Raw genomic sequence first — 24,597 nt, 5'->3', positions numbered from 1 at the left:
ATAAAAATTATCTAAATAGGTCGCAAATTCTACGGAAAAACTCTGCTGATAGCAAGTGCTAAATCATAATTATGTAAAAAAAATCTTTATTTACGAAAAATTGCATAGTTTTCTTTCAGAAATAGCAGAAAATCAGGTAAAATCAACCGCACTTTTAGTCCTATTTCATGAATAAAGAATTGCATAATGACTACAACCAACAATTTAATGGATATTAAAACCATCCAAGAGCTCGTTAGCAATGATATGCAAAAAGTTAACGAGGAAATTTTAGCACAGCTAAACTCAGATGTCCCTTTAATTAATCAATTAGGTTACTACATTATTCATAGTGGTGGTAAACGCATTCGTCCGATGATTGCCAATTTATCGGCGAAAGCACTTAATTATCAAGATGATAAGCATATTACTTGTGCTGCCTTTATTGAGTTCTTACACACCGCGACACTTTTACATGATGACGTGGTTGATGAATCAGATATGCGTCGAGGTAATCCGACGGCTAATGCAGAATTTGGAAACGCGGCAAGTGTATTAGTGGGTGACTATATGCATACTCGCTCATTCCAAATGATGACAGAATTAGGCTCGTTACGAATTTTGCAAGTCATGTCTGCTGCGACTAATGTTATTGCCGAAGGCGAAGTGCAACAACTTATGAATGTGAGAGATCCTGATACTACTGAAGAAAACTATATGAAAGTAATCTACAGTAAAACAGCACGTTTATTTGAAGTCTCTACTCAAACGGTTGCTATTTTAGCAAATGCAACACCTGAAATTGAGAAAGGGCTACAAGACTATGGTCGCTATTTAGGTACGGCATTTCAATTAGTAGATGATGTTCTAGATTATAGTGCTAATGCAACCACTTTAGGTAAAAATATCGGTGATGATTTAGCTGAAGGAAAGCCAACTTTACCTCTACTACATGCGATGCATCATGGCAATCCTGAACAAAAAGCATTAATTCGCAATATCATTTTAGAGGGTGGTCGCCGTGAAGCTTTAGATGAAGTTCTCACGATTATGCACGAACAAAAATCTTTAGATTATGCGATGGATAGAGCAAAACAGGAAGCTCAAAAAGCAGTAGATGCAATTGCGATCTTACCTGATAGTATTTACAAACAAGCAATGATTTCATTAGCTTATCTTTCGGTAGATCGTTCTTACTAATTTATTTTTCTTTTATAGGGCATTTATTGTGTCCTAATTTATGTTTAGCTATTTTAATTCAGACCTTATGTCTGAATACGATGATTTATGACAGAAACCACAGAAATTCAGCCTAATGTTCTCTCAACTGAAGGCAAAAGTGCGGTTGCTTTTCCGCAAAAAAAACGAAAGCATAAGCAACATAAGGATCCCAATGCACCTTTTGTTCGCCCACAATTAACGCTGCCTAATGGTCATAATAAACTGCTGCTTCACTCTTGTTGTGCACCTTGTTCTGGTGAAGTAATGGAAGCGATTTTAGCCTCGGGTATTGAATTTACAATTTTCTTCTACAATCCGAATATTCATCCAATGAAAGAATATTTGATTCGTAAAGAAGAAAATATTCGTTTTGCACAAAAATTTAATATTCCGTTTATTGATGCTGATTATGATCGTCAAAATTGGTTTGATCGAGCTAAAGGTATGGAAAATGAACCTGAGCGGGGAATTCGTTGTACTATGTGTTTTGATATGCGTTTTGAAAAAGCCGCAGAATATGCTCATCAGCATGGTTTTCCAGTATTTACCAGTTGTTTAGGAATTTCTCGTTGGAAAGACATGGAACAAATTAACGGTTGTGGTCATCGGGCAGCTGATAAATATGATGATGTGATTTATTGGGATTATAACTGGCGTAAAGGTGGCGGTTCCGCTCGCATGATTGAAATCAGCAAGCGTGAACGCTTTTATCAACAAGAATATTGTGGCTGTGTTTATTCATTGCGAGATAGTAATAAATGGCGTGAAGAAACAGGTCGACAAAAAATTGAAATCGGAAAACTTTATTATAGTGCCGATTAGAACTCACTAAAGATAATGACAAATTCCATTCATGATATCGTAAAAAGTGCGGTAGATTTTCAGAAAAATTCTAAGAAATCTAAGGCGCGTAAAGATCCTAATGCTCCTTATATTCGTCCTAAATTAGAGCTTCCTGAAGGACACAACAAGTTGTTATTACATACCTGTTGTGCGCCTTGTTCTGGAGAAATTATTGCTGCGGTAAAAGCTTCAAATGTGGAGTTTACCATTTTCTATTACAATCCCAATATTCATCCTTATAAAGAATATTTAATTCGTAAGGATGAAAATAAACGTTTTGCAGACAAAAATGGAATTCCGTTTATTGATGCAGATTATGATCGCACAGAATGGTTTGCGCGAACCAAAGGGCTAGGAAATGAACCAGAAAGAGGAGAACGTTGTACCGTTTGTTTTGATATGCGTTTAGAACGTACTGCCTTATTCGCTTATGAAAATGGTTTTCCCGTCTTTGCAACAAGTCTAGGAATTTCTCGTTGGAAAAATCAAGAACAAGTCTATAGCGCTGGGCGACGAGCTGCTGCTCGTTATGAAGATGTCATATTTTGGGACTTTAATTGGCGTAAAGATGGTGGCTCGGCTCGAGCCGATAAATTACGCAAAGAAGAGCATTTTTATAAACAGGAATATTGTGGTTGCGTTTATTCTCTTCGAGATGCTAATAAATGGCGTGTAGAAAATGGGCGAGATAAAATTGAAATTGGTACGGTGTTTTATGGTGTCGATGAACAGTCATAACACTATCTATAGAAATTATCAAAATAAGAAAAAGGCTGATTCTACTCAGAATGATAAACAGCCTTTCAATGAATACTCTTTTTTATAGCCATATTATTGTGCTGGAAAAACTACCGTTAAAAAGAATTTGAAATTTTCTTCTGCATATAATGCATGAGGGATATTCGCTGGCATAACAATACTCTCCCCTGCAGCAACAAGATAATCAGTATTATCAATAGTAATACGGGCTTTTCCCTCCAAAACTGTTACCAACGCATCTCCTGGAGCTTTATGAGCACTAATACCTTCTCCTTTTGGAATACTGAATAAGGTTAATCCAACACCTTTACTTTGTGCCAATGTTTTACTACTCACTTGACCTTCATGAAAGGTAATTTGATCTGCCAATTTTAATACGGTAGCTTTTTCAATATTTTTTAACATCATTGACTCCTCTTTTATTAAATAAAAATAGTAAATTATGTTGTACTATTTCTAAACAGCTGTATTTTTAAATACTTTTAAACGTTGAATATAAGGTGCAATATGTTTAAATTGATGCGCATCAGAGTTATCCCAAGTCACCTCATAATAAGGAGAAAGCAACATTTCTGAACGTCTAGGATCAACAACTTTATCATTGATAGATAAGAAAACTAAACATTTTCCTTGATTACGTTCTCTGAAATTTTCAATACATTTGGTTGCTATATCATGATATTCTTCTGGACGATCAATACGTCCTTCCATATTTTCCTCTGGAAATAAATTAGGATTTAAAATGACCTGTTTAATACCGCATAAGAAACCAACTCTTTCAGCCCAATAACCACCGAGTCCCACACCACAAACCATAGGATAAGGATCATTAGTTTCTGAAACCATTTTATGCACTTCATTTAAAATATATTGCATATCATGACGAGGATGCAATGTGCTGTAATTCACACAACGAACGTCAGGATCAATCATTTGTAACTGCATTACATTTTCATGATCATCTGGACGACTAGATGAAAAACCATGTAAATAAATAATCATACAGAGCTCCTTTTACACAACTTGTTTTATCTTACCCCTAACAGTCACAAAATAAAAATAATGGATGATTTAATTTTTATGACAACTTACTTTTTTCTCTAAATAAGCTATCATTTGTGCTGCAATATCAATTCCACTGGTTTTTTCGATCATTTCTAGCCCAGGGCTTGCATTCACCTCTAACACTAATAAACCACGTTTTGAAGGAATTAAATCAACCCCTGCAACATCTAATCTTAAAGCTTGGCTCGCACGTACTGCAATATTCTTTTGCTCATCAGATAAGGTAATTTTTTGTGTAAGACCACCGCGATGACAATTAGCTCTAAATTCTCCATGTTGCCCATGGCGTTGCATACTTGCTATCACATTATTACCAATCACAAAACAACGAATATCTGAAGCACTCGCTTCTTCAATGAAATCCTGCATCAACACAGGTACATTAGATAATTTCAAAGTTTCTAAAATACTTACCGCACTTTGAGGACGATCCGCTAAAATCACCCCAATACCTTGCGAACCATTCAAGGTTTTTAGAATAGCTGGCGATGAAACTTGCTTGATCGTTTGGTTAGCGGAATATTCAATACCTGATAATACCGTAGCTGGCACGGACACTTTAGCCTGCATTAACACTTGCAAACTTTTCCATTTATCCCGAGCTATTGCAAAAGCGTTTTCTTCATTTAAACAAGGAATATGTTTAGCAGCAAAATGCGCTAACAACGCACATCCTGTTTTAGTGCTTTGTGTACCAAAGCGAGGAAGCACGGCATCATATTCTGGTAATAAATAAGGTTCTGTTTCACTATTAGGTTGATAATAAAGTAAAAAGTGCGGTTCATTTTCCTGAATTTTCATCAGAAAACGGTTAGGATCAAGAATATCAATTTGATGCCCACTATGTTCAGCGGTCTCTTTCAAACGCTGACAGCTATAAAGACGTGGTTCACGACATAACATTAATAGCTTCATAGCCACCTACTTTTTCACGAAACCTTGTTTTTGCAAATAGGGTAACACTTGTGGACGCACTGGTTTACTCAATGCTTTAATCACATTACCAGACCAATCCATATCTAATTGACTACGCACTTGATAGTATTCTGCCACTTCTCTGTCAAACGCGGCTAATTGAACTTTATCCAAAGGCTGATACTGATTTTCAAAAAACATTAATGTTTTTGGTAAACGAGGTTTTAACATAGGATCTTGATCAGGATAGCCCAAACACATTCCAAATAATGGCACAACATATTCAGGCAAACCTAATTCTTTACCTGCTTTCTCAATATTATTGCGGATAGAGCCAATATAAACGCCGCCTAATCCTAATGATTCGGCAGCCGCCAAAACATTCTGTGCCATAATCCCAGCATCTACCGCACCAATAAGCATCACTTCTGTATAATCTAGATTCGCTTCAGAACAGATTTGTTTATGCTTATTGAAATCCGCACAAAATACCCAAAATTCAGGGGCTGTTTCTACATAAGATTGCCCTGAACATTCTTTTAATTCATGGCGAACTTTAGGATCGGTGATACGAATAATTGAAATACATTGCAAATGATTTGAGCTTGAAGCAAAACGTGCCACATTCACTAGCTGTTCAATAATACTTTCATCTACAGCCTGTTTTTTAAATTGGCGAATAGAACGATGTGAAAGCATTTTTTCAATAAAAGATTGCTCTGCCATAATATCTCCTTGAACATAATTATTTGATATATTACACCAATCACAATAATGCTGAAAAACACTTTATTGTTATTTATTTTATAGGCTAGAATGAGTTTAATTTGATCAACAGTAAGGAATAAAATTATGTTCGTAGAAATCTATGGTCGGGCAGGGTGCCCATTCTGTGTACGTGCTAAAGCATTAGCAGAAATCTCAAAAAATAAACTAAACGATTTTGATTTTAACTATGTAGATATCAATGAAGCGGGTTTGACTAAAGATGATTTATCAAAATTAGTGGGCAAACCGGTACAAACTGTTCCTCAAGTATTTATTGACAAAACGCCTATTGGCGGATGCACAGATTTTGAAGCTTATATGAAAGAAAATTTCAATATTGTTGCCTAGCCTACTTATAAAAAGTGCGGTCAAATTACCGCACTTTTTTCTTCTTATTCTGATCTACCATACATTAGCTGAATACTAAAGTGCAGTCATTCTAATCAATATTTCGTACTCTTAATTTACTGTTTTAATATTTGCTTTCGGTGTCACAATAAACACTTTCTGATTGTTCTGATTATACAATATTGCAGCAATTGCCTTGATATGATCTAAATTAATATCATCTGCTAGAGCTTCCATTGAAGACAAATAACTTGGATTACCTAAATTTTCATCACTCAAAATTAATCGGTTCATCCAAACATTTGGTTCAATAATGCGTTTTTTTTCTGCAGAAATAAATTGTGACTTAGCCATTTTTACATCATTTTCATTGATACGGTTTGGAAGGTCTTTCAGAATAGCTTCTGAAAGTTGTATCAAATGCTCTGCTTTTTCAGGACTCGTCACAAAACGCAATTCACTTTCAATACGATTTAATTCTGGATTTAATATACTTTCAAAACGTAAACTATATACACCTAGTTCTTTATCACGTAATACTAATTTCAATTTATTTGCAGCAATACTGCGTAATATTGAAACTAAAACCGCATCTTTGCCTTGCCATTGATGATCATTAAAAAACCATATACGAATATCACTTTTCGGCTCAAGATTCATGGCAAATAGGGCTTTATCATTACCAGTGATAGGAATAATATCTGTAGATTTAATTACTTTATCACGAGGAATATCAGCTAAATATTGGGCTACCAATCTCTTCACTTCAGCTTCATACAGATCCCCTTCAATATAAAATGTCACTGGTGCTGAAACCATTTTTGCCCAAGTTTTATTTAAATCCTGATTAGAAAGCCATTTCAACTCATCTTTAGTAGGAATATATTCTGTATTTTCTGTACCATACCGTAGTTTAGAAATTTTTTTAACAATCTCAGTATCATCGCTTTTCTCTTTTTGAATATTGATACTACGCACTAATGATTCTTTCGTTTCATCCAGACCTTCTTTCACTTTAGTTTCTAGTTGATAAGCATAATACAAACGTAAGAGATCGCCCAATTTAGTTTTATCGGCAGAGCCATCAAATTTTAATTTAGTTGCAGTTTGAGTGGCAGAAAGATTCACTTTACTGAGTTTTTTCCAGCTTTCTAATTGTTCAACTTGCCAATCCAATGGTGCATTTTGTAATACTAACTGCGTAGCTAATTGACTTTGCCAAGCAATTAAACCTTCGCCTTTGAAGCCAGCACTACTATGTGCTCGAAAATATACTTTATCTTTTGCTAATGGTAATTTTAGCCACACGACCTTATCACCATTCGATAATGTCCAATACTTCACTTTCTGTTTTGCAAAATTTTTCTCTTTAATAATAGTGCCTTTACCTTGTACACTATCTAACGACATTGGTACCACTACTTTTTCTTTTTCAGGTGGGCTGATTTTGACTTTTTGTACATCTATTCTGGCTTGATTTACTTGATCTAAAGTAAGTTCAAGTTGCATATCACGAGGCGGTTGATATTGCACAATAATATCTTTTGCATTCAACCAACGCTGAATTCGCTGATTGATCTCATCAACTGTAATTTTATGTAACATTGGTTCAGTTAATTTTGCAATTTCAACCTGTCTAATATAAGGTTTATCCATCAATACTGTATTTTGCATGACTTGCATCCAACCTGCAAAATCACGATCATCCGTATTTTTCTTGGCATAATCTAACTGTTGTTGAATAGCTATTTTCTTTTTATCCAACTCTTCTTGCTCAATTGGATATTTTTTAACACGTTCGATTTCAATTAAAGCTTGTTTTAAGCCAAGTAAATGTGATTGTTGATTTACGCTTGCAAACATCGCAACTGCACTAGTATTACGACCAATATCTTGCTTGCGCACTACCACATTTTCTACACCTTTAGGATAAGTATCCGATTGATTACGTAAACGTTGCGTTAAGGTTTCTAAAGCCAAACGATCTAATAAACGATTATATCTAGCTTGTTCTGAATCACCTTTAGTATCACTATCATCAAAACGGAACGCATATACCACTTGGCTCACTCCACTACGAGGATCTTGTACTTTTACTAAACGAGTAATATTTTCTAAGGTAGGATCATAATAATCACGTTTTGGAATATCTTTTGCCTTAGCATCACCAAAGAATTGTTTAATTAATTCAGGAGCTTTAATTGGATCAATATCACCAATAATTAATAATTGCATATTATTTGGTGTATACCAACGATGATAATAATCTTGTAATTCCGTTGCTGACATATTTTTAATTGATTTAGGCGTGCCAATCACAGGGCCCCGTGTATAACGTGAACCAATGCGAATTGCGGCAGTACGTTGTTGATTCATCGCATTACCGACACCTTGCCCTTGACGCCATTCTTCCATAATGATCTTATATTCGCTGTCTAAGTCTTCTTGCGTTAATTGTGCATGAAATACCATTTGCGATAATGCATCTAAAGATTTATCTAAGGTAAACTTAGGTGGAGGAGTAAGCATATATGTGGTAGTTTCTTGTGTCGTCACTGCATTATAGTTACGACCACGTACCCAATTAAACTCATGAAAATGTTTCATCACATCTGGATATTTCGCTGAAGTATGAAAAACAGAATGTTCCACCATATGTGCCACACCAGATTGTTTATCTGTCTCATCTAATGCACCTGCATCCACTTTTAAGCGAATTTCAACGTGCCCCTTTTCATCATGTAATGGCAATAAAGTATAACGAAAGCCATTATCTAATATACCTTGAATTGGTGTAGAAATTTCAGCATAACTTATTGTTGCTAAAGCAAATGCTAATGTAAAAAGAATAAAACGATACATTACTGTAGAACCTGTCATAGAAAGTTAATTTATTTGACTAATAAAGCCCAATTCATAGCATAAAAGTGCGGTTTATTTTTCCAAAATTTTATCTACGTTTTGCTGATCATATAAAGAAGAAAAAGCCTTGTAAAACTCACAAGGCTTTCATAATTAAGTATATAGAAGCTACCAGTTATAACTGATACCTAACCAATAGTTACGCCCCATTTTATAGGTAGTTGAACTATTATATGAAGAAGCGACCACTTTACGATTTAATACATTATTAATATCTAAAGTCACTTCTAAAAACTGTTCTTTAAATGTAGGCTGTTTATAAGCAAAATGCCAGTCTAGCATGAAATAGCTACCTTGTTTATATTCATCATAAACCAATACTTTTTTCACTGAAGAATAATCACCACAAGCATCATCCCCACCTGGACAATATACATCATCTGTTGTATATCCTTTATACCCTGCAGTATAACTAAATCTTTGATTCCATGTTAATCTTAGATCGGGGAATTGAGTCTCTAGCTCAAAAAAAGCTGACCAGGGAACATTATAATCATCTTTAGGTAATTCTGAGATATCTTTTAACTTACCATTAATAATAGCTTTAGCATCGTAATCATTATATCTTTCAACATCATCATATGTACTCATATTAGTATCTGTCTCACTAATTTGAGCACCTAAATTCCAAAGTATATTGGCATGCTTAAATTTATAAGGTTCTTTAGGCTCAATATTTAGGCTAAATGTATTATTTTTAGAACGACCATCATTACTCATGTAATAGGTTCTAACGCCATCAGCATCTGTAGTATATGACTTCGCTTTAGTAAATTGCTCCTTACTATGTCTATTTACCCATTTAAATGTAAAAATAGTATCATAAAAATTTTGTGAAAAACCCAATACATACTCATCAGTATAAGGAGTTTTCAAATCTGATACATCATAGCTTTGATTATTGACTACTGTAAATTTATCTGTAGAAGCCACATAGTTAATTTGTTTATTAATATTATTTTTCAACTTATAAGATAATACGGTATCAGAATAATAACGGTTAATCCCACCAAAAATCTGAGTAGAGTTATCTCCAAAAACATCATAAGATGTTGAAAAACGTGGTGCCAAATTAGTATTACCTAAAAACTCATCGTGATCGAGACGAAGACCTAATGTTGCATTTAAATTTCCCCATTGGATGCTATCTTCAAGATATATTGCATAGTTCGTATCATTGACTTTCACATTACGAGCAGGGTACCAAATATAACTCTTCAGTACATCGTTTTTATATGTATAAGCATAACTATCAGTATCTCTTTTGTATTTAGCGGAGGAATCATTAATTTCCCATCCAAATCCGATTTTATGTTCTGTAGAGCCTATATCAAAAGCATTAATGTTATAATCTTGTTTATAAGTCAATGTTTCTTTTTCAGTACTATATTTACCAAACCCACCTAGATTTGATGAAGTACATTTACCAGAACGAGAATTACGAGACGTACACCAATCATGATTATTTACAGAAGATGAACCAGAATAACTATAAGCATAGAGATTATTTTCATTATGTTTAATTTCATTTCCTGATTTTTTATATGCAAAAACGGATTTCATTTTTCCCCAATCAAAATTTTTATCCCATTGTAGATTAAACGAAAAGCCACCACCCTCATTAGTAAATGAGCCATTTTTTACATCTTTCTTAGCATATATTGATTTATGAGGTGAATACATTACTGTGGCTTTCCATAAATCACCATTATCTGGTAAGTAAATACCTCTCAATAAATAAGTTTCGTTGATACGTTTTTGAGTATCCCATTGATTTAATATATCATGATGAAAAGGTATTTTTGACTCAGTTCGATTATAAGAAAACATCAAAGAAGCTTTGTCACTCAATGGTTGAGAGACTGAAACACCGTATTGTTCTTTTTTAAATTGTGGCTGTTTACTTAACGTATTAGCCTGATTATATGATTCAGAATCTTCTAAATATAAATGAGCCCAACTATCTCTCGTTGTACGATAAAAAATTCGACCATGAGATCGATCGAATGAGGGGTCTTTTAATTCAGCATTAATTACACCACCTGTAAAACGCCCATATTTTGCGGAAATATTACTATCAAAAACCTCAACGCTTCTTAATAAACTGGTATCAATCCAAAACTCTTGAGTACCACCAGCAGGTAAATCTTTTGGGCTATTACCATTAACATTACCATTAGCATCAATATTATTATTTGCAGGATCTATATTGTTGTTATTTGAAATACCATCTATCGTATAATTATTATTATAAAAAGTCTCACCATTGATTGAAACTTCATTTGGGGCAATTTCCCCTGCCGAAGTTGATGTATCAGATGAACTAGAAAACTGAACATTAGGATTGCTTTTAAGAAGTTCAGTAATATTACCATTTTTAAGAGGTCTATTTTTAATTTGTTCTTCGGTAATTTTTTGAGTACCCACTTGTTGGCTAAATGGCGTATCTGAAACAACAATCGTATCTAATTGTTCAATAGTCGATTCAACGTTTTTAGTTGGCTGGGTTTCTTCTGCTGAATAAGCAGATATACTGCAAACGTTTGCAATAAAAAGTGCAATAAAAAGTGCAATAAGATGTCTTCTCATGTATGGATTCCTAGGGGACAGCTGAAACATTTTGTTTTTCAATCAACACTAAAACGTTTCAAATGGAAATAAGATAAATTCCTATTTATGATATAGAGCGCTATATCCTAGAAATATTCACTCCATTTGTCAATCTTTCTCCATTATATGAAACACATAAAAATTATTTCTTTAACTCATATCAAATTTATTTGATATTTTTATAACTACGATATCCTTGGAAAATAACAATTAATGCAAGAAAACTATAACCAATAACAATACCTATTGCCCCAAAAGCGCTATACATAAGGTTTGATAATGGCCCAATATGCGGAAATTGTCCTGTTTTCTCCCAAGCTAAAATATCAAAATAACTATATATTCCATAAACAAACATAAAAATAGCAATAATCACACTAATGATTAATGTGGTAGGAAATGACTTTTTTCTAGAAGGGGTTTGAGGATTATTCATAATAACGCTGACTCATAAAATAAATAATAATTAATATAACAAAATTAAAAATAAAAAACCCTGTTAATAAACAGGGTTTCAGAATTATTTATTCAACTAAAGATTTCTTTCAATAAAAGCAGCTAATTGATTTTTAGGTAATGCACCCACTTGAGTACCCACTAATTGTCCATCTTTAAACATTAATAATGTAGGAATACTACGCACACCAAATTTTGCTGGTGTTGCGTTATTTTCATCAATATTAATTTTAACGATTTTTACTTTTCCCGCATATTCTGGTGCTAACTCATCTAAGATAGGAGCAACCATACGGCAAGGACCACACCAAGGTGCCCATAAATCTAATAATACTGGTACATCTGAGTTTAAAACATCTGCATCAAATGTTGCATCTGTTGTATGTAATACTTCTGACATAATCGTTCCTTTTTTGTTAATAAGTTAAATATAAGTACATCGTACTTTTTATGTGTGGAGATAATAACATATCACCTTACTAAGTAAAACTATAGTTTTAATCGCTTAAATCTAAGATTACCCACTAAAAGTGCGGTGACTTTTTAGAAAATTATTTTAATTGAGCAAATGCTTGAAGCAAATCGGCTTTAATATCATCCACATTTTCTAAGCCCACAGAAAAACGCAATAAATCATTGGTTACGCCACGAGCAATACGTTCAGCGGCTGGAATATCCATATGAGTTTGAGTAGTTGGATAAGTAATAAAGCTTTCTGTTCCCCCTAAACTTTCCGCAAAAGTAATTAATTTAATCGCTTTTAAGAAAGAGTTAACCCAATTTTTATTTTGTAAACGGAATGACAACATGCCACCTTTATTTGGATAAAGAACATCTTTAACCTGCGGTTGCAATTTTAAAAATTCAGCAATTGTTTTTGCATTTGCTTGATGACGTTCCACACGTAAAGCTAAAGTTTTCATGCCCCGTACAGTTAAGAATGCATCAAAGGCTGATAACACCGCCCCCGCACCATTTTGCATATAGAAAATTCGATCGCAAAGTGTTTGACCTTTAGCTACTACCAGCCCAACTAATGCATCATTGTGACCTGCAATATATTTGGTACCGCTATGAATTACAATATCTGCGCCATGTTCCATTGGGCGGAATAATACTGGTGTTAAAAAAGTATTATCGACAATTAATAATAAATCATGTTTTTTCGCAATTTTCGCAATGGCATCTACATCACATTCTTGCATTAATGGATTTGATGGTGTTTCAATGAAGATCGCTTTAGTATTTTTGGTAATTGCAGCCTCAATTGAATTAACATCAGCAGTATTAACATAGACAGGTTTCACTGAATGATTATTTTTATACATAAAATCCAATAAACGATAAGTACCCCCATATACATCACTTGATAAAATCCATTCATCAGGCGCAGTAAATAAGCTCATTAATACTTGAATTGCCGCCATACCAGAAGAAAAAGCAAAACCACGATCGCCACCTTCTAATTGTGCGATAGTATCTTCTAATACTTGGCGTGTTGGATTTTTAGTCCGTGAATAATCAAATCCTGTACTTTCACCAATACCATGGTGACCATAAGCGGTTGAAAGATAAATAGGCGTTGAAACAGCCCCTGTTCTTGGTTCTGAACGGTTCCCAGCTTGAGCTAAAACCGTATCAATTGCATAGTTGTGTGTCATACATATTGTCCGAAAAATAATTAAAAAAATGACCGCACTTTTCACTCAAAGAAAAGAACGATATTTTCAATTCTGTCATAAACAATAGAAACTTAAAAGCAGATTTTTTACTTTATTTTTACTACTATCTGCTCTTTTTAAGGAATGATTTTGCTTGCTTTTTAATTAATTTGCATTTTTTTTCAGCAAGCGAAAACTTTTTTTCAGTTTTTTTGCTTTTGCCTGTTGACAGTCTGCCAGAATCCCGTAAAATGCACGCCACTGACAGCGAATGTGTTAGCGAAAAGCGGGAATAGCTCAGTTGGTAGAGCACAACCTTGCCAAGGTTGGGGTCGCGAGTTCGAGCCTCGTTTCCCGCTCCAATTTACGCTAAGGCGTGTTAGCAAAGCGGTTATGCACTGGATTGCAAATCCATGTAGATCGGTTCGACTCCGGTACACGCCTCCATTAAATAACCGTTATCAGTAAATAAAATCTTCGCCCGGGTGGTGGAATCGGTAGACACAAGGGATTTAAAATCCCTCGCTTTCCGAAGCGTGACGGTTCAAGTCCGTCCCCGGGCACCATCTTTATATAAATTGTAAAGACAGTCGCACTAGGCGGCTTTTTTTATACTCAAATTATTACATTCCTAAAATAGCTAATCTTATATCCTCGAAGTGATAACTACGAGAAATTAATCAGAAACATTTTATTGTGTCTTTGGATTGTTTTTTGAAAATTTCTATCAGGTTATGTTCTTAATCGGAAGTGTTTATCATTGATATCAAGATAATAAGTAGAAAAAGAAAAGCCCTTCTGTATAGAAAGGCTTTATATCAATATTATAACTATTTAGGCATCATCGTTTTCATTTGTTTTAATGATTCAATACCTTGCTTACAAGCTTGTTCTTGAGTATCCGCTGGCATTGCGGAAATTTGTTGTTTACTCGCATCTAATTGTTGTTTCATCATACTTGATTGCTCTGCTGGCACCGCTTTCACATATTCATCAATATCACTAAAGTATTGTTTACACGTCGCTGATAAATCTGCTGCTGATGCGAAACTAGCTACTGTTGCAAATAAAACGGCTAAAATGTTTTTTTGCATAAAATACTCCTTAATAAAGTTAAGCTCACTTAATATGAGCTGTTTATATTATGAGCAAAATAAATAAAATATTATTGATTTAGCTCAATAATCCAACAATTATGAATCTGTTTATTACGTTCAAAATCTAGGGGTAAGGTTTTCGATGAAATTTCTTGTGCATGTAAACCTAGTTGAGTTAAACCATCGAAATCCATTTTAAAGGCACGTTTATTATTTGAGAAAATAATTGTGCCATGTGGGCGTAAAATACGTTTTAAATTAGCCATTAACTTAATGTGATCACGTTGTACATCCCAATTATCTTCCATACGTTTTGAATTTGAGAATGTTGGTGGATCTACAAAGATTAAATCAAACTGACGATCGCAATTTTCAAGCCATTGTAAACAGTCTGCTTGAATCAATTTATGCTGCTTACCATCTACATCATTTAGTATTAAATTCTGTTCAGCCCAGTTCAGATAGGTATTTGACATATCTACGGTAGTCGTCGATTTTGCGCCACCTAAAGCAGCATGCACAGTTGCTGAGCCTGTATAAGCGAATAAATTGAGAAAATCTTTATCTTGTGCCATTTGCCCTAGCATACGACGAGTTAAACGATGATCTAAGAATAATCCTGTATCTAAATAATCTGTTAAGTTCACCCATAACTTCGCACCATATTCGTGCACAAAGAAATATTCCCCTTTATTAGCCAGTTTCTCATATTGATTGGTGCCTTTTTGTTTTTGACGAACTTTCAAGATCAACTTATTCGTTTCAACACCAGTTACCGATAAAGTTGCTGTCACTGCATCTAGTAAACGTTGACGAGCTTTATTTTCATCAATATTTTTAGGTGCAGCATATTCTTGTACCACAATATGATCGCCATAACGATCTACGGCTAAATTATACTCAGGTAAATCTGCATCATAGAGGCGATAAGCTTCTAAGCCTTCTTTACTTGCCCATTTTTCAATTTTTTTAATATTTTTTTGTAAGCGATTAGCAAAATCTGTAGCCACATTTGCATTGGGTTTAAATTCTACTGTAGTTTGTTCTGTGCTATTTTCTGTTGTTTGGTTAATTCTGCGGTCAGAAATTTGATAATTTTTTTGAATACAATCTAATGGACCGTTTTTAGCTTTAAATTGACGATGAGAGCGCATTCGCAAACAATCTAATAATCCTTGTTCAGAACTGAAAACAGATATATTCCAACCTGAAAATTGTTCTTTTAAACGTTGACCAAATACAGAATATAATGCAATTAATGCTGGTATTGTCCCTAAACGCTCACCATAAGGCGGATTACAAATTACGGTACCCGTTTGGGCTGGACATGGATTTTTTAATGAGGCGACATCACCTTGGCGCCAGTTTATTAAATGGGCGACACCTGCATTTTGTGCATTCTTTTGTGCTTTTTTCAATACACGATGATCTAAATCAAAGCCATAAAAATCTGGGTGATGTTTGTTAAATTCTGCTTCTGCTAATTCAACTGCTTCAGTTTTAACTTTATCCCAAGCTTCTTGGTTATGACCTTTCCAAAAATCAAATCCCCAATGCATACGATGTAATTGAGGCGCAATTTTTGCTTCCATTTGTGCGGCTTCGATTAATAATGTTCCCGAACCACACATTGGATCCACTAAAGGCGTGCCGGGTTTCCATCCCGAACGTAATACAATAGCCGCTGCTAAGGTTTCACGCAAAGGTGCCGTCCCCGTATCTTCACGATAACCACGTAAATGCAATGCTTCACCGCTAAGATCTAATGAAATCACTAAATCATCACGGTTTAAATAAGCATGAACACGAATATCAGGATAATCTTTATCGACATTTGGACGGTCTTTACCATTTCGCTCAAAATAATCCACGATCCCATCTTTGACACGCATTGCACCAAATTGAGTATGACGAATTTCTCGGTTGGTACCATTAAAATCTACAAGAAAACGTACTTTTTCGTCAAAATATGAGAGCCAATTCTGTCCAACCACCGCTGAATACAAATCTAAATCACTATAAACTTTCGTCTTCACAATGGGTAATAAAATACGAGAACTAAGACGTGACCATAACAAAGTACGATATTGGGTTTCATCATCAGCAGTAAAATGTACACCGCCTTGAACCACCTGGCATTCACTGGCACCAAGCGAAGTTAATTCTACTTTTAGTAATTCTTCGAAACCGCGAGCGGTTGTAGCGAAAAGTTGTTTCATTATTGAATTGCTCTATTTTGTCTATTAAATAAAAATTGCGAAATTATAACAGGTTTTAACTCCTGCGTATTTGAAAATAAAAGTGCGGTCAGTTTTTTGAAAATTTTGACCGCACTTTTGCTATTGAAGTTATCCTCTTGGATGGAATTTCTCATGTAATCGTTTCAATCGTTCTTTTGCAACATGCGTATAAATTTGTGTGGTGGATAAATCACTATGACCTAACAACATTTGTATCACCCGAAGATCGGCACCGTGATTCACTAAATGGGTAGCAAAAGCATGACGTAACACATGAGGCGATAAGCTATTAGTATCAATTTCAGCTAATACAGCATAATGTTTAATACGATGCCAAAAGGTTTGACGAGTCATTTGCACGGCCCGTTTACTTGGAAAAATTACATCTGAACTTTGCCCATTTAGCAACATTGGACGACCATATAAAATGAACTGCCCCACCCAATAAGAAGCTTCTTCTCCCATAGGTACGATACGTTCTTTATTGCCTTTACCAATCACTCTAACTACGCCTTGTTCAAGGTTGATATTATCTGTGCTCAACGTCACTAATTCGGTAACTCGCAAACCTGTAGCATATAATAATTCCAACATCGCTTTATCACGTAATTCTAATGGAATATCCGTACTAGGTGCTTCTAATAAATCTCCCACTTGTTGTTCAGTGAGATATTTGGGCAAACGGCTAGGTAATTTTGGTGAACTGAGTACCGCACTTGGATCATCAGTGCGGTACTTTTCACGATATAAATACTGAAATAATTTCCTCATTGCGCTGAGCATTCTTGCGGTACTTGTGGCTTTATATCCCTGATCTACTCGCTCACCAAGAAATGATTGCAAATCTATAGAATCCAGATCTTCTAAATTCTTACTTTGTTTTTGTAACCACTGACTTAATGCGCTAAGATCTAAACGATAAGATTGAATCGTATTATCAGACAAGCCTTTCTCAAGCCATAGCTCATTTAAAAATAATTCAATTAATGTGGAATCTTTCATATTTATTCTTCAGTAGGGATTTCCTCTGATTTTTCGATAGCACTTCTAATCGTTAAATTTACCTCTGCAGAAATGATATGGTTCAATATATCTGAAAGCACATTTAATTTTTCTAGCACGGCATGACCAGCCTCATCAAAATAACCTTTCTCTTTCAAACTAGTTGTAAAACCAACAAACACCGCTTTATCAAAAAACTCTGGTGCATTAATACCATGCAATACAGATAAACGTTGTGCAACAAATTGACTTTGTTTTTCTAAAGCAGCACGCGCTATATCTGGTTGATATTGTAAAATTGAAATAGTAATACGATAACGCTGTAGGATTTCTCTTACCGCAGATGCCCAAAGTTGTAAAGTACGAATACCTTTATCATTAATGCTTAGTAGATCATTTTCAATATCAATAATTTGTTGACGATGAAATTCTACTATCATTTTTTCTACAACATCATCTAAACTTTCTTCTAAAATATGAATAAAAAGCTCATTCTTTAAGAATGGATAAATGGCTTTTACTGCACGTAATAATTCAGTTTTAGTCACTTGTTCATAATGCAACACAATACTTGCAACTAGTGATGGTAAAGCAAATAAATGCTGAATATTATTACGATAATAAGTCATTAATACCGCAGAATTTCTTTCTAAATGAACTAATTCACCAAAGTTATCTTTTTCAATTAGTACGCCCATTCTTTCTAGACTTAATACATGTTTTAGCATATCTTCTGGTGACTCAGATGGCACAATAACATCTGAAGAATAAGGCACATTTTGTAAAAACTCTTGATAACTTTGTAATTGTTCTAATAGCTGTTCTCGTGATAAAGCACGCTGACGTGAAGATAGTAATGCCATCCCTGTTAAATTCATTGCATTAATAGCCGCAGCATTATTAATATTCACCATGACCTGAGTAGAAATACTATCGACAGCTTTATTAAACCACACAGGTTTTTCTTCTACTGTATTTTTCCATTCAGGATAATGTTCATTTAAGTAATTACTTAACGTAATAGGCTCTGCAAAATTTACATAACCTTTGCCTAAATTACGTAGTTTCTTAATCACACGTAGGACAAGACCAGCATTTTCTTTTTCTTTTGCTGCACCACGTAATTCTTTAGCATAAGTATCAACCTCTAAAACATGTTCATAACCTATATAGACTGGCACAACCGTAATTGGGCGAGTTTGGCGTTGCTGTAATGCCTGTAATGTCATTGACATCATACCTGTTTTTGGCGTTAATAAGCGCCCTGTACGAGAACGCCCCCCTTCAATAAAATATTCTACGGAATAACCACGATGAAATAATTCCCCTAAATATTCACGAAAAATGGTGGAATATAAACGATTTCCCTTAAAAGTACGACGGATAAAAAAAGCACCACTACGACGGAAAATAGGGCCCGCCGGCCAGAAATCTAAGTTAATTCCAGCGGCAATATGTGGTGGCACTAGACCTTGGTGATATAACACATAAGATAATAATAAATAATCAATATGACTACGATGACAAGGAACATAAACAATTTCATGTCCCTCTAAAGCTAATTGACGTACACGATCCGCATTTTCTACCGAAATACCTTGATAAAGCTTGTTCCATAGCCAACGTAATAAACGGTCTAACACTCGTAAATTTTCATAACTCACATCAGCAGCAATTTCTTTTAGAATTTTTTCTGCTTCTTGACGAGCCCGCGCTTGGCTCATATTCTTACTTTTTGCCTCATCGGCAATTGCTTCTAATATAACTGGAGACTGCAACAATTTATTAAACATCGCTTGACGATTTGGCAACCGAGGCCCCGTAGCAGATAAACGCTGTTTTGAAAAATGCATTCTTGCAATTCGCGCTAATTTTTGTGCAATAGAAACATCTGCACCATGTTCAGTTACCATATAACGCATAGAAACTGCTTGAGAGAAACGAACAAAAGTATCTCGTCCAAACCAGATTGCTGCAATGGTTTTTTGGATACCATTTAATAAACGCAATTTAGGTAATTTACCTTTATCTTCCTTACCTGGTGAGCGTCCCCATAGTACAGAAACGGGAATAACTTGAACATCTAAATCCGCATAAGCATTATGTAGCTCAAAATAATGATAAAAAACTTTTTCTGTTTCTTTTTTAGGGCCTTTTTTAGATTTAAAGAATTGACGACCATCATCTAAATAAACATAACGAGGTAATTGTTTACCATGAATATCATTAGTTTCTATCGGATCTGGCAATCCCACACTTAAACAGTTTTTACGAAAAATCACAAAGTCAGTTTGGGAAGTATAAGGTAATACATAAACTATTGGCTGTGTTATATCTAGTTTCAACTCTTCAATAGGGTGACTTGGGATAGGATTATTTTTTACCAAAAAAGATAAAGGAATTTCCAGTAATGCTCTATATAAATTTAAAAAACTAGCCATAATAAATTTCCATATACAAAAACAACTTTCTTCATTTTAACATAATTTTTTCATTTGGTTATCATCAGATGATAGTTTTGGAATAGATGTCACATTTTTCTTAAATTCATTTTCATCTACTTAAATAAAAATATTGCAAGTTTTTACAGTCTGTATATAATGTCAGTATTCTGTACAAAAAAACAGGGGATTTTTAAATGAAACCAATTAAAGCACTAACAGCTCGACAACAAGAAGTTTTTGATTTTCTCAAACACCATATTGAATCAACTGGAATGCCTCCAACTCGTGCTGAAATATCTAGAGAACTAGGTTTCCGCTCCCCAAATGCAGCAGAAGAGCACTTGAAAGCCTTAGCTCGCAAAGGTGTAATTGAAATTTTATCAGGCACTTCTCGTGGCATCCGTTTACTTATCAATACCGAAGAACCTGCTAATGATGAGGATGAAGGTTTACCTCTAATTGGTCGTGTTGCAGCTGGTGAACCAATTCTGGCAGAACAACATATAGAGGGATCTTATAAAGTTGATGCTGATATGTTCAAACCTCAAGCAGATTTTTTATTAAAAGTTTATGGTCAATCAATGAAAAATATTGGTATTTTAGATGGCGATTTGTTAGCAGTACACAGCACCAAAGATGTCCGTAATGGACAAGTTATTGTGGCAAGAATTGAAGATGAAGTTACGGTAAAACGTTTAGAACGCAAAGGCGATATGATTTATCTTCATCCAGAAAATGAAGAATATCAACCAATTGTGGTCAATCTTAAAGAACAACCTAATTTTGAAATTGAAGGCATTGCCGTAGGCATTATTCGCAATAATGCTTGGATGTAAGCAAGCAATACATAATAAAAAGTGCGGTAAATTTTCTAAAATTTAACCGCACTTTTTATATCTATTGTCATGGATTAGTCAGGCTGATAGCCTGTATCTTCTAGAGTAGGATTTTCAGCGCCTTGTTTGGCTAATTCATCACAAATCTCATTTTCTCTATGACCAGAATGCCCTTTCACCCAATGCCAATCAATTTTATGTTTCCGAATTGCTTGATCCAGTAAAATCCAAAGATCTTGATTTTTCACTGGCTTACCTGTACTCGCCTTCCAATTGTTTTTTTTCCAATTAAAAATCCATTGAGTAATGCCATTTTTCATATATTGGCTATCACTATGTAACATAACGGTACAAGGTTCTTTCAAACAATTTAGCGCTTCCACTACGGCTAATAATTCCATACGATTATTCGTCGTTTTAAAATAGCCTTTTGAAAGTGTTTTTTCGTATTGTTGATAACGTAATAAAATGCCAATTCCACCTGGCCCAGGATTTCCTAAACAGGATCCATCTGTAAATATTTCAATTTGTTTCTGCATAATTTGCTACAATCTAACAACTCATTTTAAAATAATAGCCTAAAACGTTAAAAATAGACAGTTTGAAAATATGAAAATTGAAATCGATTTAAATCGCCAGATTGTTCTGGATACCGAAACCACAGGGATGAACCAATTTGGAGCACATTATGAAGGCCACTGTATTATTGAAATTGGTGCCGTCGAAATGATTAATCGTCGCTATACGGGTAAAAAATTACATCTCTATATTAAGCCTGATCGTCCAGTAGATCCTGAAGCAATTAAAGTTCACGGCATTACTGATGAAATGCTTTCTGACAAACCTGATTTTACAGAAGTTGCACAAGAATTTATTGATTTCATCAAAGGTGCTGAATTATTAATTCACAACGCTCCCTTTGATGTGGGCTTCATGGACTATGAATTCCGTAAACATCAAATTGATGTAAAAACCAGTGATATTTGTACAGTGACTGATACGCTGCAACTCGCTCGACAAATGTATCCAGGCAAACGCAACAGTTTAGATGCACTTTGCGATCGTTTAGCTATTGATAACACTAAACGAGTACTACATGGGGCATTACTGGATGCGGAAATCCTTGGTGATGTTTATCTGGCTATGACAGGCGGACAAACCAGCCTGTTTGATGATCATGAAACGGATGAGCCAATCATGGCCAGTACTCAAGCTATACAGCAAACCTTTGAAAAAACAAAGCATAAATTATCTACACTACAACCTAGTGAGCAAGAACTAGCTGCACATTTGGAATATATCAAACTGATCAATAAAAAAAGTAAAGATAACTGTTTGTGGGAAAAAATATTAAATCCATCGTCAGAAGAAGAGTCTCTACATTAATTCGTTTAGGAATTAAACAAGTAAACTAAAAGTTCAAAAAAAAGGTTGACGGAACTGCCGTTCACTATTATTATTTGCTCCACCTGTGCGGAGTGGTAGTTCAGCTGGTTAGAATACCTGCCTGTCACGCAGGGGGTCGCGGGTTCGAGTCCCGTCCATTCCGCCAATTTATTCTAATACGGAGCGGTAGTTCAGCTGGTTAGAATACCTGCCTGTCACGCAGGGGGTCGCGGGTTCGAGTCCCGTCCGTTCCGCCAATTAGAAATAGAGTTATAGCACCCTGAGGTGCTTTTTTTATGTCTGAAATTTTCCCTAATTCGGATAAATCCTATTTTTTCTTAAAATTTTAATAAAAACAGACCGCACTTTTCTCTATTTCTCCCCTTGTTGGTTCGCATTCTAGCTAAAATCAGCTATAATGATAGATTATTTTTCGTGCATGAATTTATTGCACTTTATATTACTGATTTCGAGGTTTCTATGACAACTCCTGTAGTTGCCCTTGTTGGTCGCCCTAATGTAGGCAAATCAACATTATTTAACCGCTTAACACGTACACGTGATGCTTTAGTAGCGGACTTTCCTGGTTTAACACGAGACCGTAAATATGGTCATGCGAATATTTCAGGCTATGACTTCATCGTAATTGATACTGGTGGTATTGATGGTACTGAAGAAGGTGTTGAGGAAAAAATGGCTGAACAATCATTGCTTGCGATTGAAGAAGCCGATGTGGTGCTTTTCTTAGTCGATGCACGTGCGGGACTTACACCAGCTGATATAGGTATTGCTCAATATTTACGCCAACGTCAAAATAAAAAAACATTTGTTGTAGCCAATAAAACAGATGGCATTGATGCTGACTCTCATACTGCTGAATTCTATCAACTTGGCATGGGTGAAATTTCACAAATTGCTGCCTCTCAAGGTCGAGGGGTAACGCAGTTAATGGAAGAAATCTTAGCACCTTTAGCTGAACAAATGCAGGCAGACTTAGCCTCTGAAGAAAATGAAAATAACATCGAAAAAGAAGAACAAGATGAATGGGATCATGATTTTGATTTCAATTCAGAAGAAGATGCAAAATTATTAGATGAAGCCTTAGCAGAAGAAAACCAAGAACCTGAAAATAAAAATATTAAGATTGCCATCGTTGGTCGTCCCAATGTAGGTAAATCAACATTGACCAACCGAATTTTAGGCGAAGATCGTGTTGTGGTTTATGACTTACCAGGTACAACTCGAGATAGCATTTATATTCCGATGGAACGTGATGATCAACAATATACGATCATTGATACAGCGGGGGTTCGTAAACGTGGTAAAGTGCATTTAACTGTTGAAAAGTTCTCTGTGATTAAAACCTTACAAGCTATTCAAGATGCGAATGTGGTATTACTAACCATTGATGCCCGTGAAGGCATTTCAGACCAAGATTTATCGCTACTCGGCTTTATTCTCAATGCAGGGCGTTCTTTAGTTATTGTAGTCAATAAATGGGATGGGTTAAGTCAATACACTAAAGATCAAGTCAAATCAGAATTAGATCGCCGTTTAGATTTTATTGATTTTGCACGTGTACACTTTATTTCAGCATTGCATGGCAGTGGTGTAGGTAATTTATTTGAGTCTATACAAGAAGCATATAACTGTGCAACACAAAAAATGACTACATCAATGCTGACTCGTTTATTACAAATGGCAACAGATGAACATCAACCACCAATGATTAATGGTCGTCGTATTAAATTAAAATTTGCTCATCCTGGTGGCTATAATCCACCAATCATTGTGGTACATGGTAATAAAATTGATAAATTGCCTGATAGCTATAAACGTTATTTATCGAATTATTATCGTCGTAGTCTGAAAATTGTGGGCTCTCCGATTCGTTTACAATTCCAAGAAGGAAGTAATCCTTTTGCGGGTAAACGAAATAAACTTACTCCAAATCAACTACGTAAACGTAAACGTTTGATGAAATTTATTAAAAAAGCAAAACGTTAACGCAAAAGTGCGGTTAAATTTCCAAAAATTTAACCGCA

General features: G+C 35.0%; 21 protein-coding genes and 5 tRNA genes. 12 read left to right on the top strand and 14 right to left on the bottom strand.

What is annotated here, in order from left to right; all coding sequences use genetic code 11:
- Window positions 1-207: 207 nt before the first annotated feature.
- From ispB to HMPREF1052_RS07175, 3 genes are all read left to right on the top strand, one after another.
- Entirely contained in the window at window positions 208-1,179 is a 972-nt protein-coding gene (gene ispB / locus HMPREF1052_RS07185; protein ID WP_040596428.1) for an octaprenyl diphosphate synthase, read from the top strand.
- Between the two features lie 87 nt (window positions 1,180-1,266).
- Entirely contained in the window at window positions 1,267-2,022 is a 756-nt protein-coding gene (locus tag HMPREF1052_RS07180) for an epoxyqueuosine reductase QueH (protein WP_005761048.1), read from the top strand.
- Window positions 2,023-2,037: 15 nt separating this feature from the next.
- Window positions 2,038-2,781: an epoxyqueuosine reductase QueH gene (locus HMPREF1052_RS07175; RefSeq protein WP_005761000.1), complete on the top strand. Its 744-nt coding sequence runs from the start codon at window positions 2,038-2,040 to the stop codon at window positions 2,779-2,781.
- 93 nt (window positions 2,782-2,874) lie between these two features.
- On the opposite strand, the gene HMPREF1052_RS07170 is transcribed toward HMPREF1052_RS07175, so the two are convergent.
- From HMPREF1052_RS07170 to nfsA, 4 genes are all read right to left on the bottom strand, one after another.
- The gene (locus HMPREF1052_RS07170) at window positions 2,875-3,207 is read right to left on the bottom strand and encodes a cupin domain-containing protein (RefSeq protein ID WP_005761017.1); all 333 of its coding nucleotides are present in this window, start codon (window positions 3,205-3,207) and stop codon (window positions 2,875-2,877) included.
- A 51-nt stretch (window positions 3,208-3,258) separates the two neighbouring features.
- Window positions 3,259-3,804, bottom strand: coding sequence for an alpha/beta hydrolase YcfP (ycfP, locus tag HMPREF1052_RS07165; protein ID WP_005760996.1), 546 nt, complete (start codon window positions 3,802-3,804; stop codon window positions 3,259-3,261).
- 69 nt (window positions 3,805-3,873) lie between these two features.
- On the bottom strand, window positions 3,874-4,782 hold the full coding sequence (locus tag HMPREF1052_RS07160) for an ATP-grasp domain-containing protein (protein ID WP_005761037.1): 909 nt from the start codon (window positions 4,780-4,782) through the stop codon (window positions 3,874-3,876).
- Between the two features lie 6 nt (window positions 4,783-4,788).
- The gene (gene nfsA / locus HMPREF1052_RS07155) at window positions 4,789-5,508 is read right to left on the bottom strand and encodes an oxygen-insensitive NADPH nitroreductase (protein ID WP_005761002.1); all 720 of its coding nucleotides are present in this window, start codon (window positions 5,506-5,508) and stop codon (window positions 4,789-4,791) included.
- A 126-nt stretch (window positions 5,509-5,634) separates the two neighbouring features.
- Between nfsA and HMPREF1052_RS07150 the strand changes: the two genes are divergently transcribed.
- Complete coding sequence (locus HMPREF1052_RS07150) at window positions 5,635-5,898, top strand: GrxA family glutaredoxin (protein ID WP_005760997.1); 264 nt, start codon at window positions 5,635-5,637, stop codon at window positions 5,896-5,898.
- A gap of 111 nt (window positions 5,899-6,009) precedes the next feature.
- Here the strand turns inward: HMPREF1052_RS07150 and HMPREF1052_RS07145 are convergent, their stop codons facing one another.
- The 5 genes from HMPREF1052_RS07145 to HMPREF1052_RS07125 form a co-directional block, all read right to left on the bottom strand.
- Window positions 6,010-8,778, bottom strand: coding sequence for a M16 family metallopeptidase (locus HMPREF1052_RS07145; RefSeq protein WP_005761010.1), 2,769 nt, complete (start codon window positions 8,776-8,778; stop codon window positions 6,010-6,012).
- Between the two features lie 150 nt (window positions 8,779-8,928).
- Window positions 8,929-11,409, bottom strand: coding sequence for a TonB-dependent receptor plug domain-containing protein (locus tag HMPREF1052_RS07140; RefSeq protein ID WP_005760960.1), 2,481 nt, complete (start codon window positions 11,407-11,409; stop codon window positions 8,929-8,931).
- A 187-nt stretch (window positions 11,410-11,596) separates the two neighbouring features.
- Window positions 11,597-11,866: a hypothetical protein gene (locus tag HMPREF1052_RS07135; protein ID WP_005761012.1), complete on the bottom strand. Its 270-nt coding sequence runs from the start codon at window positions 11,864-11,866 to the stop codon at window positions 11,597-11,599.
- A 96-nt stretch (window positions 11,867-11,962) separates the two neighbouring features.
- Window positions 11,963-12,286, bottom strand: a complete 324-nt coding sequence (gene trxA, locus HMPREF1052_RS07130; RefSeq protein WP_005760965.1) for a thioredoxin — start codon at window positions 12,284-12,286, stop codon at window positions 11,963-11,965.
- Window positions 12,287-12,437: 151 nt separating this feature from the next.
- Entirely contained in the window at window positions 12,438-13,547 is a 1,110-nt protein-coding gene (locus tag HMPREF1052_RS07125; RefSeq protein ID WP_005761021.1) for a methionine biosynthesis PLP-dependent protein, read from the bottom strand.
- Between the two features lie 286 nt (window positions 13,548-13,833).
- Here HMPREF1052_RS07125 and HMPREF1052_RS07120 point away from each other — a divergent pair.
- The 3 genes from HMPREF1052_RS07120 (at window position 13,834) to HMPREF1052_RS07110 (ending at window position 14,113) form a co-directional block, all read left to right on the top strand.
- Window positions 13,834-13,909, top strand: a tRNA-Gly gene (locus tag HMPREF1052_RS07120).
- An 11-nt stretch (window positions 13,910-13,920) separates the two neighbouring features.
- Window positions 13,921-13,994 (top strand) — tRNA-Cys (locus HMPREF1052_RS07115).
- Window positions 13,995-14,026: 32 nt separating this feature from the next.
- Window positions 14,027-14,113 (top strand) — tRNA-Leu (locus tag HMPREF1052_RS07110).
- 264 nt (window positions 14,114-14,377) lie between these two features.
- Here the strand turns inward: HMPREF1052_RS07110 and HMPREF1052_RS07105 are convergent.
- The 4 genes from HMPREF1052_RS07105 to plsB form a co-directional block, all read right to left on the bottom strand.
- Window positions 14,378-14,641 (bottom strand): DUF5339 domain-containing protein, encoded by a 264-nt coding sequence (locus tag HMPREF1052_RS07105; protein WP_005761049.1) that lies wholly within the window; start codon window positions 14,639-14,641, stop codon window positions 14,378-14,380.
- A 71-nt stretch (window positions 14,642-14,712) separates the two neighbouring features.
- Window positions 14,713-16,863, bottom strand: coding sequence for a bifunctional 23S rRNA (guanine(2069)-N(7))-methyltransferase RlmK/23S rRNA (guanine(2445)-N(2))-methyltransferase RlmL (gene rlmKL, locus HMPREF1052_RS07100; RefSeq protein ID WP_005761019.1), 2,151 nt, complete (start codon window positions 16,861-16,863; stop codon window positions 14,713-14,715).
- 129 nt (window positions 16,864-16,992) lie between these two features.
- On the bottom strand, window positions 16,993-17,886 hold the full coding sequence (gene xerD / locus HMPREF1052_RS07095) for a site-specific tyrosine recombinase XerD (RefSeq protein WP_005760958.1): 894 nt from the start codon (window positions 17,884-17,886) through the stop codon (window positions 16,993-16,995).
- A gap of 2 nt (window positions 17,887-17,888) precedes the next feature.
- Window positions 17,889-20,327: a glycerol-3-phosphate 1-O-acyltransferase PlsB gene (plsB, locus tag HMPREF1052_RS07090; protein WP_005760969.1), complete on the bottom strand. Its 2,439-nt coding sequence runs from the start codon at window positions 20,325-20,327 to the stop codon at window positions 17,889-17,891.
- A gap of 197 nt (window positions 20,328-20,524) precedes the next feature.
- On the opposite strand from plsB, the gene lexA reads away from it, so the two are divergent.
- Window positions 20,525-21,166, top strand: a complete 642-nt coding sequence (lexA, locus tag HMPREF1052_RS07085; protein WP_005761085.1) for a transcriptional repressor LexA — start codon at window positions 20,525-20,527, stop codon at window positions 21,164-21,166.
- Window positions 21,167-21,240: 74 nt separating this feature from the next.
- Here the strand turns inward: lexA and rnhA are convergent, their stop codons facing one another.
- Window positions 21,241-21,705, bottom strand: coding sequence for a ribonuclease HI (gene rnhA / locus HMPREF1052_RS07080; RefSeq protein ID WP_005761072.1), 465 nt, complete (start codon window positions 21,703-21,705; stop codon window positions 21,241-21,243).
- Window positions 21,706-21,775: 70 nt separating this feature from the next.
- On the opposite strand from rnhA, the gene dnaQ reads away from it, so the two are divergent.
- The 4 genes from dnaQ to der all read left to right on the top strand — a co-directional run bounded on the left by dnaQ (window position 21,776) and on the right by der (window position 24,559).
- Window positions 21,776-22,552 (top strand): DNA polymerase III subunit epsilon, encoded by a 777-nt coding sequence (dnaQ, locus tag HMPREF1052_RS07075; protein WP_005761003.1) that lies wholly within the window; start codon window positions 21,776-21,778, stop codon window positions 22,550-22,552.
- Window positions 22,553-22,641: 89 nt separating this feature from the next.
- Window positions 22,642-22,718: transfer RNA gene (locus tag HMPREF1052_RS07070), tRNA-Asp, on the top strand.
- Between the two features lie 14 nt (window positions 22,719-22,732).
- Window positions 22,733-22,809 (top strand) — tRNA-Asp (locus HMPREF1052_RS07065).
- Between the two features lie 223 nt (window positions 22,810-23,032).
- Entirely contained in the window at window positions 23,033-24,559 is a 1,527-nt protein-coding gene (gene der / locus HMPREF1052_RS07060; RefSeq protein ID WP_005761005.1) for a ribosome biogenesis GTPase Der, read from the top strand.
- Window positions 24,560-24,597 lie beyond the last annotated feature (38 nt).

The organism is Pasteurella bettyae CCUG 2042, assembly GCF_000262245.1.
In the GTDB taxonomy this organism is placed as follows: domain Bacteria; phylum Pseudomonadota; class Gammaproteobacteria; order Enterobacterales; family Pasteurellaceae; genus Basfia; species Basfia bettyae.
Note: the sequence above shows the minus strand (reverse complement) of the source record. Positions and strands in the feature narration are given on the sequence as shown.

Excerpts from the sequence above, each read along its gene's own strand:
- xerD (WP_005760958.1), bottom strand. The coding sequence starts at position 17,886 with ATGAAAGATTCCACATTAATTGAATTATTTTTAAATGAGCTATGGCTT.
- HMPREF1052_RS07125 (WP_005761021.1), bottom strand. The coding sequence starts at position 13,547 with ATGACACACAACTATGCAATTGATACGGTTTTAGCTCAAGCTGGGAAC.
- ispB (WP_040596428.1), top strand. The coding sequence starts at position 208 with ATGGATATTAAAACCATCCAAGAGCTCGTTAGCAATGATATGCAAAAA.
- rlmKL (WP_005761019.1), bottom strand. The coding sequence starts at position 16,863 with ATGAAACAACTTTTCGCTACAACCGCTCGCGGTTTCGAAGAATTACTA.
- HMPREF1052_RS07150 (WP_005760997.1), top strand. The coding sequence starts at position 5,635 with ATGTTCGTAGAAATCTATGGTCGGGCAGGGTGCCCATTCTGTGTACGT.
- HMPREF1052_RS07135 (WP_005761012.1), bottom strand. The coding sequence starts at position 11,866 with ATGAATAATCCTCAAACCCCTTCTAGAAAAAAGTCATTTCCTACCACA.
- rnhA (WP_005761072.1), bottom strand. The coding sequence starts at position 21,705 with ATGCAGAAACAAATTGAAATATTTACAGATGGATCCTGTTTAGGAAAT.
- HMPREF1052_RS07180 (WP_005761048.1), top strand. The coding sequence starts at position 1,267 with ATGACAGAAACCACAGAAATTCAGCCTAATGTTCTCTCAACTGAAGGC.
- HMPREF1052_RS07145 (WP_005761010.1), bottom strand. The coding sequence starts at position 8,778 with ATGACAGGTTCTACAGTAATGTATCGTTTTATTCTTTTTACATTAGCA.
- ycfP (WP_005760996.1), bottom strand. The coding sequence starts at position 3,804 with ATGATTATTTATTTACATGGTTTTTCATCTAGTCGTCCAGATGATCAT.
- HMPREF1052_RS07160 (WP_005761037.1), bottom strand. The coding sequence starts at position 4,782 with ATGAAGCTATTAATGTTATGTCGTGAACCACGTCTTTATAGCTGTCAG.
- trxA (WP_005760965.1), bottom strand. The coding sequence starts at position 12,286 with ATGTCAGAAGTATTACATACAACAGATGCAACATTTGATGCAGATGTT.
- nfsA (WP_005761002.1), bottom strand. The coding sequence starts at position 5,508 with ATGGCAGAGCAATCTTTTATTGAAAAAATGCTTTCACATCGTTCTATT.
- HMPREF1052_RS07170 (WP_005761017.1), bottom strand. The coding sequence starts at position 3,207 with ATGTTAAAAAATATTGAAAAAGCTACCGTATTAAAATTGGCAGATCAA.
- dnaQ (WP_005761003.1), top strand. The coding sequence starts at position 21,776 with ATGAAAATTGAAATCGATTTAAATCGCCAGATTGTTCTGGATACCGAA.
- plsB (WP_005760969.1), bottom strand. The coding sequence starts at position 20,327 with ATGGCTAGTTTTTTAAATTTATATAGAGCATTACTGGAAATTCCTTTA.
- HMPREF1052_RS07105 (WP_005761049.1), bottom strand. The coding sequence starts at position 14,641 with ATGCAAAAAAACATTTTAGCCGTTTTATTTGCAACAGTAGCTAGTTTC.
- der (WP_005761005.1), top strand. The coding sequence starts at position 23,033 with ATGACAACTCCTGTAGTTGCCCTTGTTGGTCGCCCTAATGTAGGCAAA.
- HMPREF1052_RS07175 (WP_005761000.1), top strand. The coding sequence starts at position 2,038 with ATGACAAATTCCATTCATGATATCGTAAAAAGTGCGGTAGATTTTCAG.
- lexA (WP_005761085.1), top strand. The coding sequence starts at position 20,525 with ATGAAACCAATTAAAGCACTAACAGCTCGACAACAAGAAGTTTTTGAT.
- HMPREF1052_RS07140 (WP_005760960.1), bottom strand. The coding sequence starts at position 11,409 with ATGAGAAGACATCTTATTGCACTTTTTATTGCACTTTTTATTGCAAAC.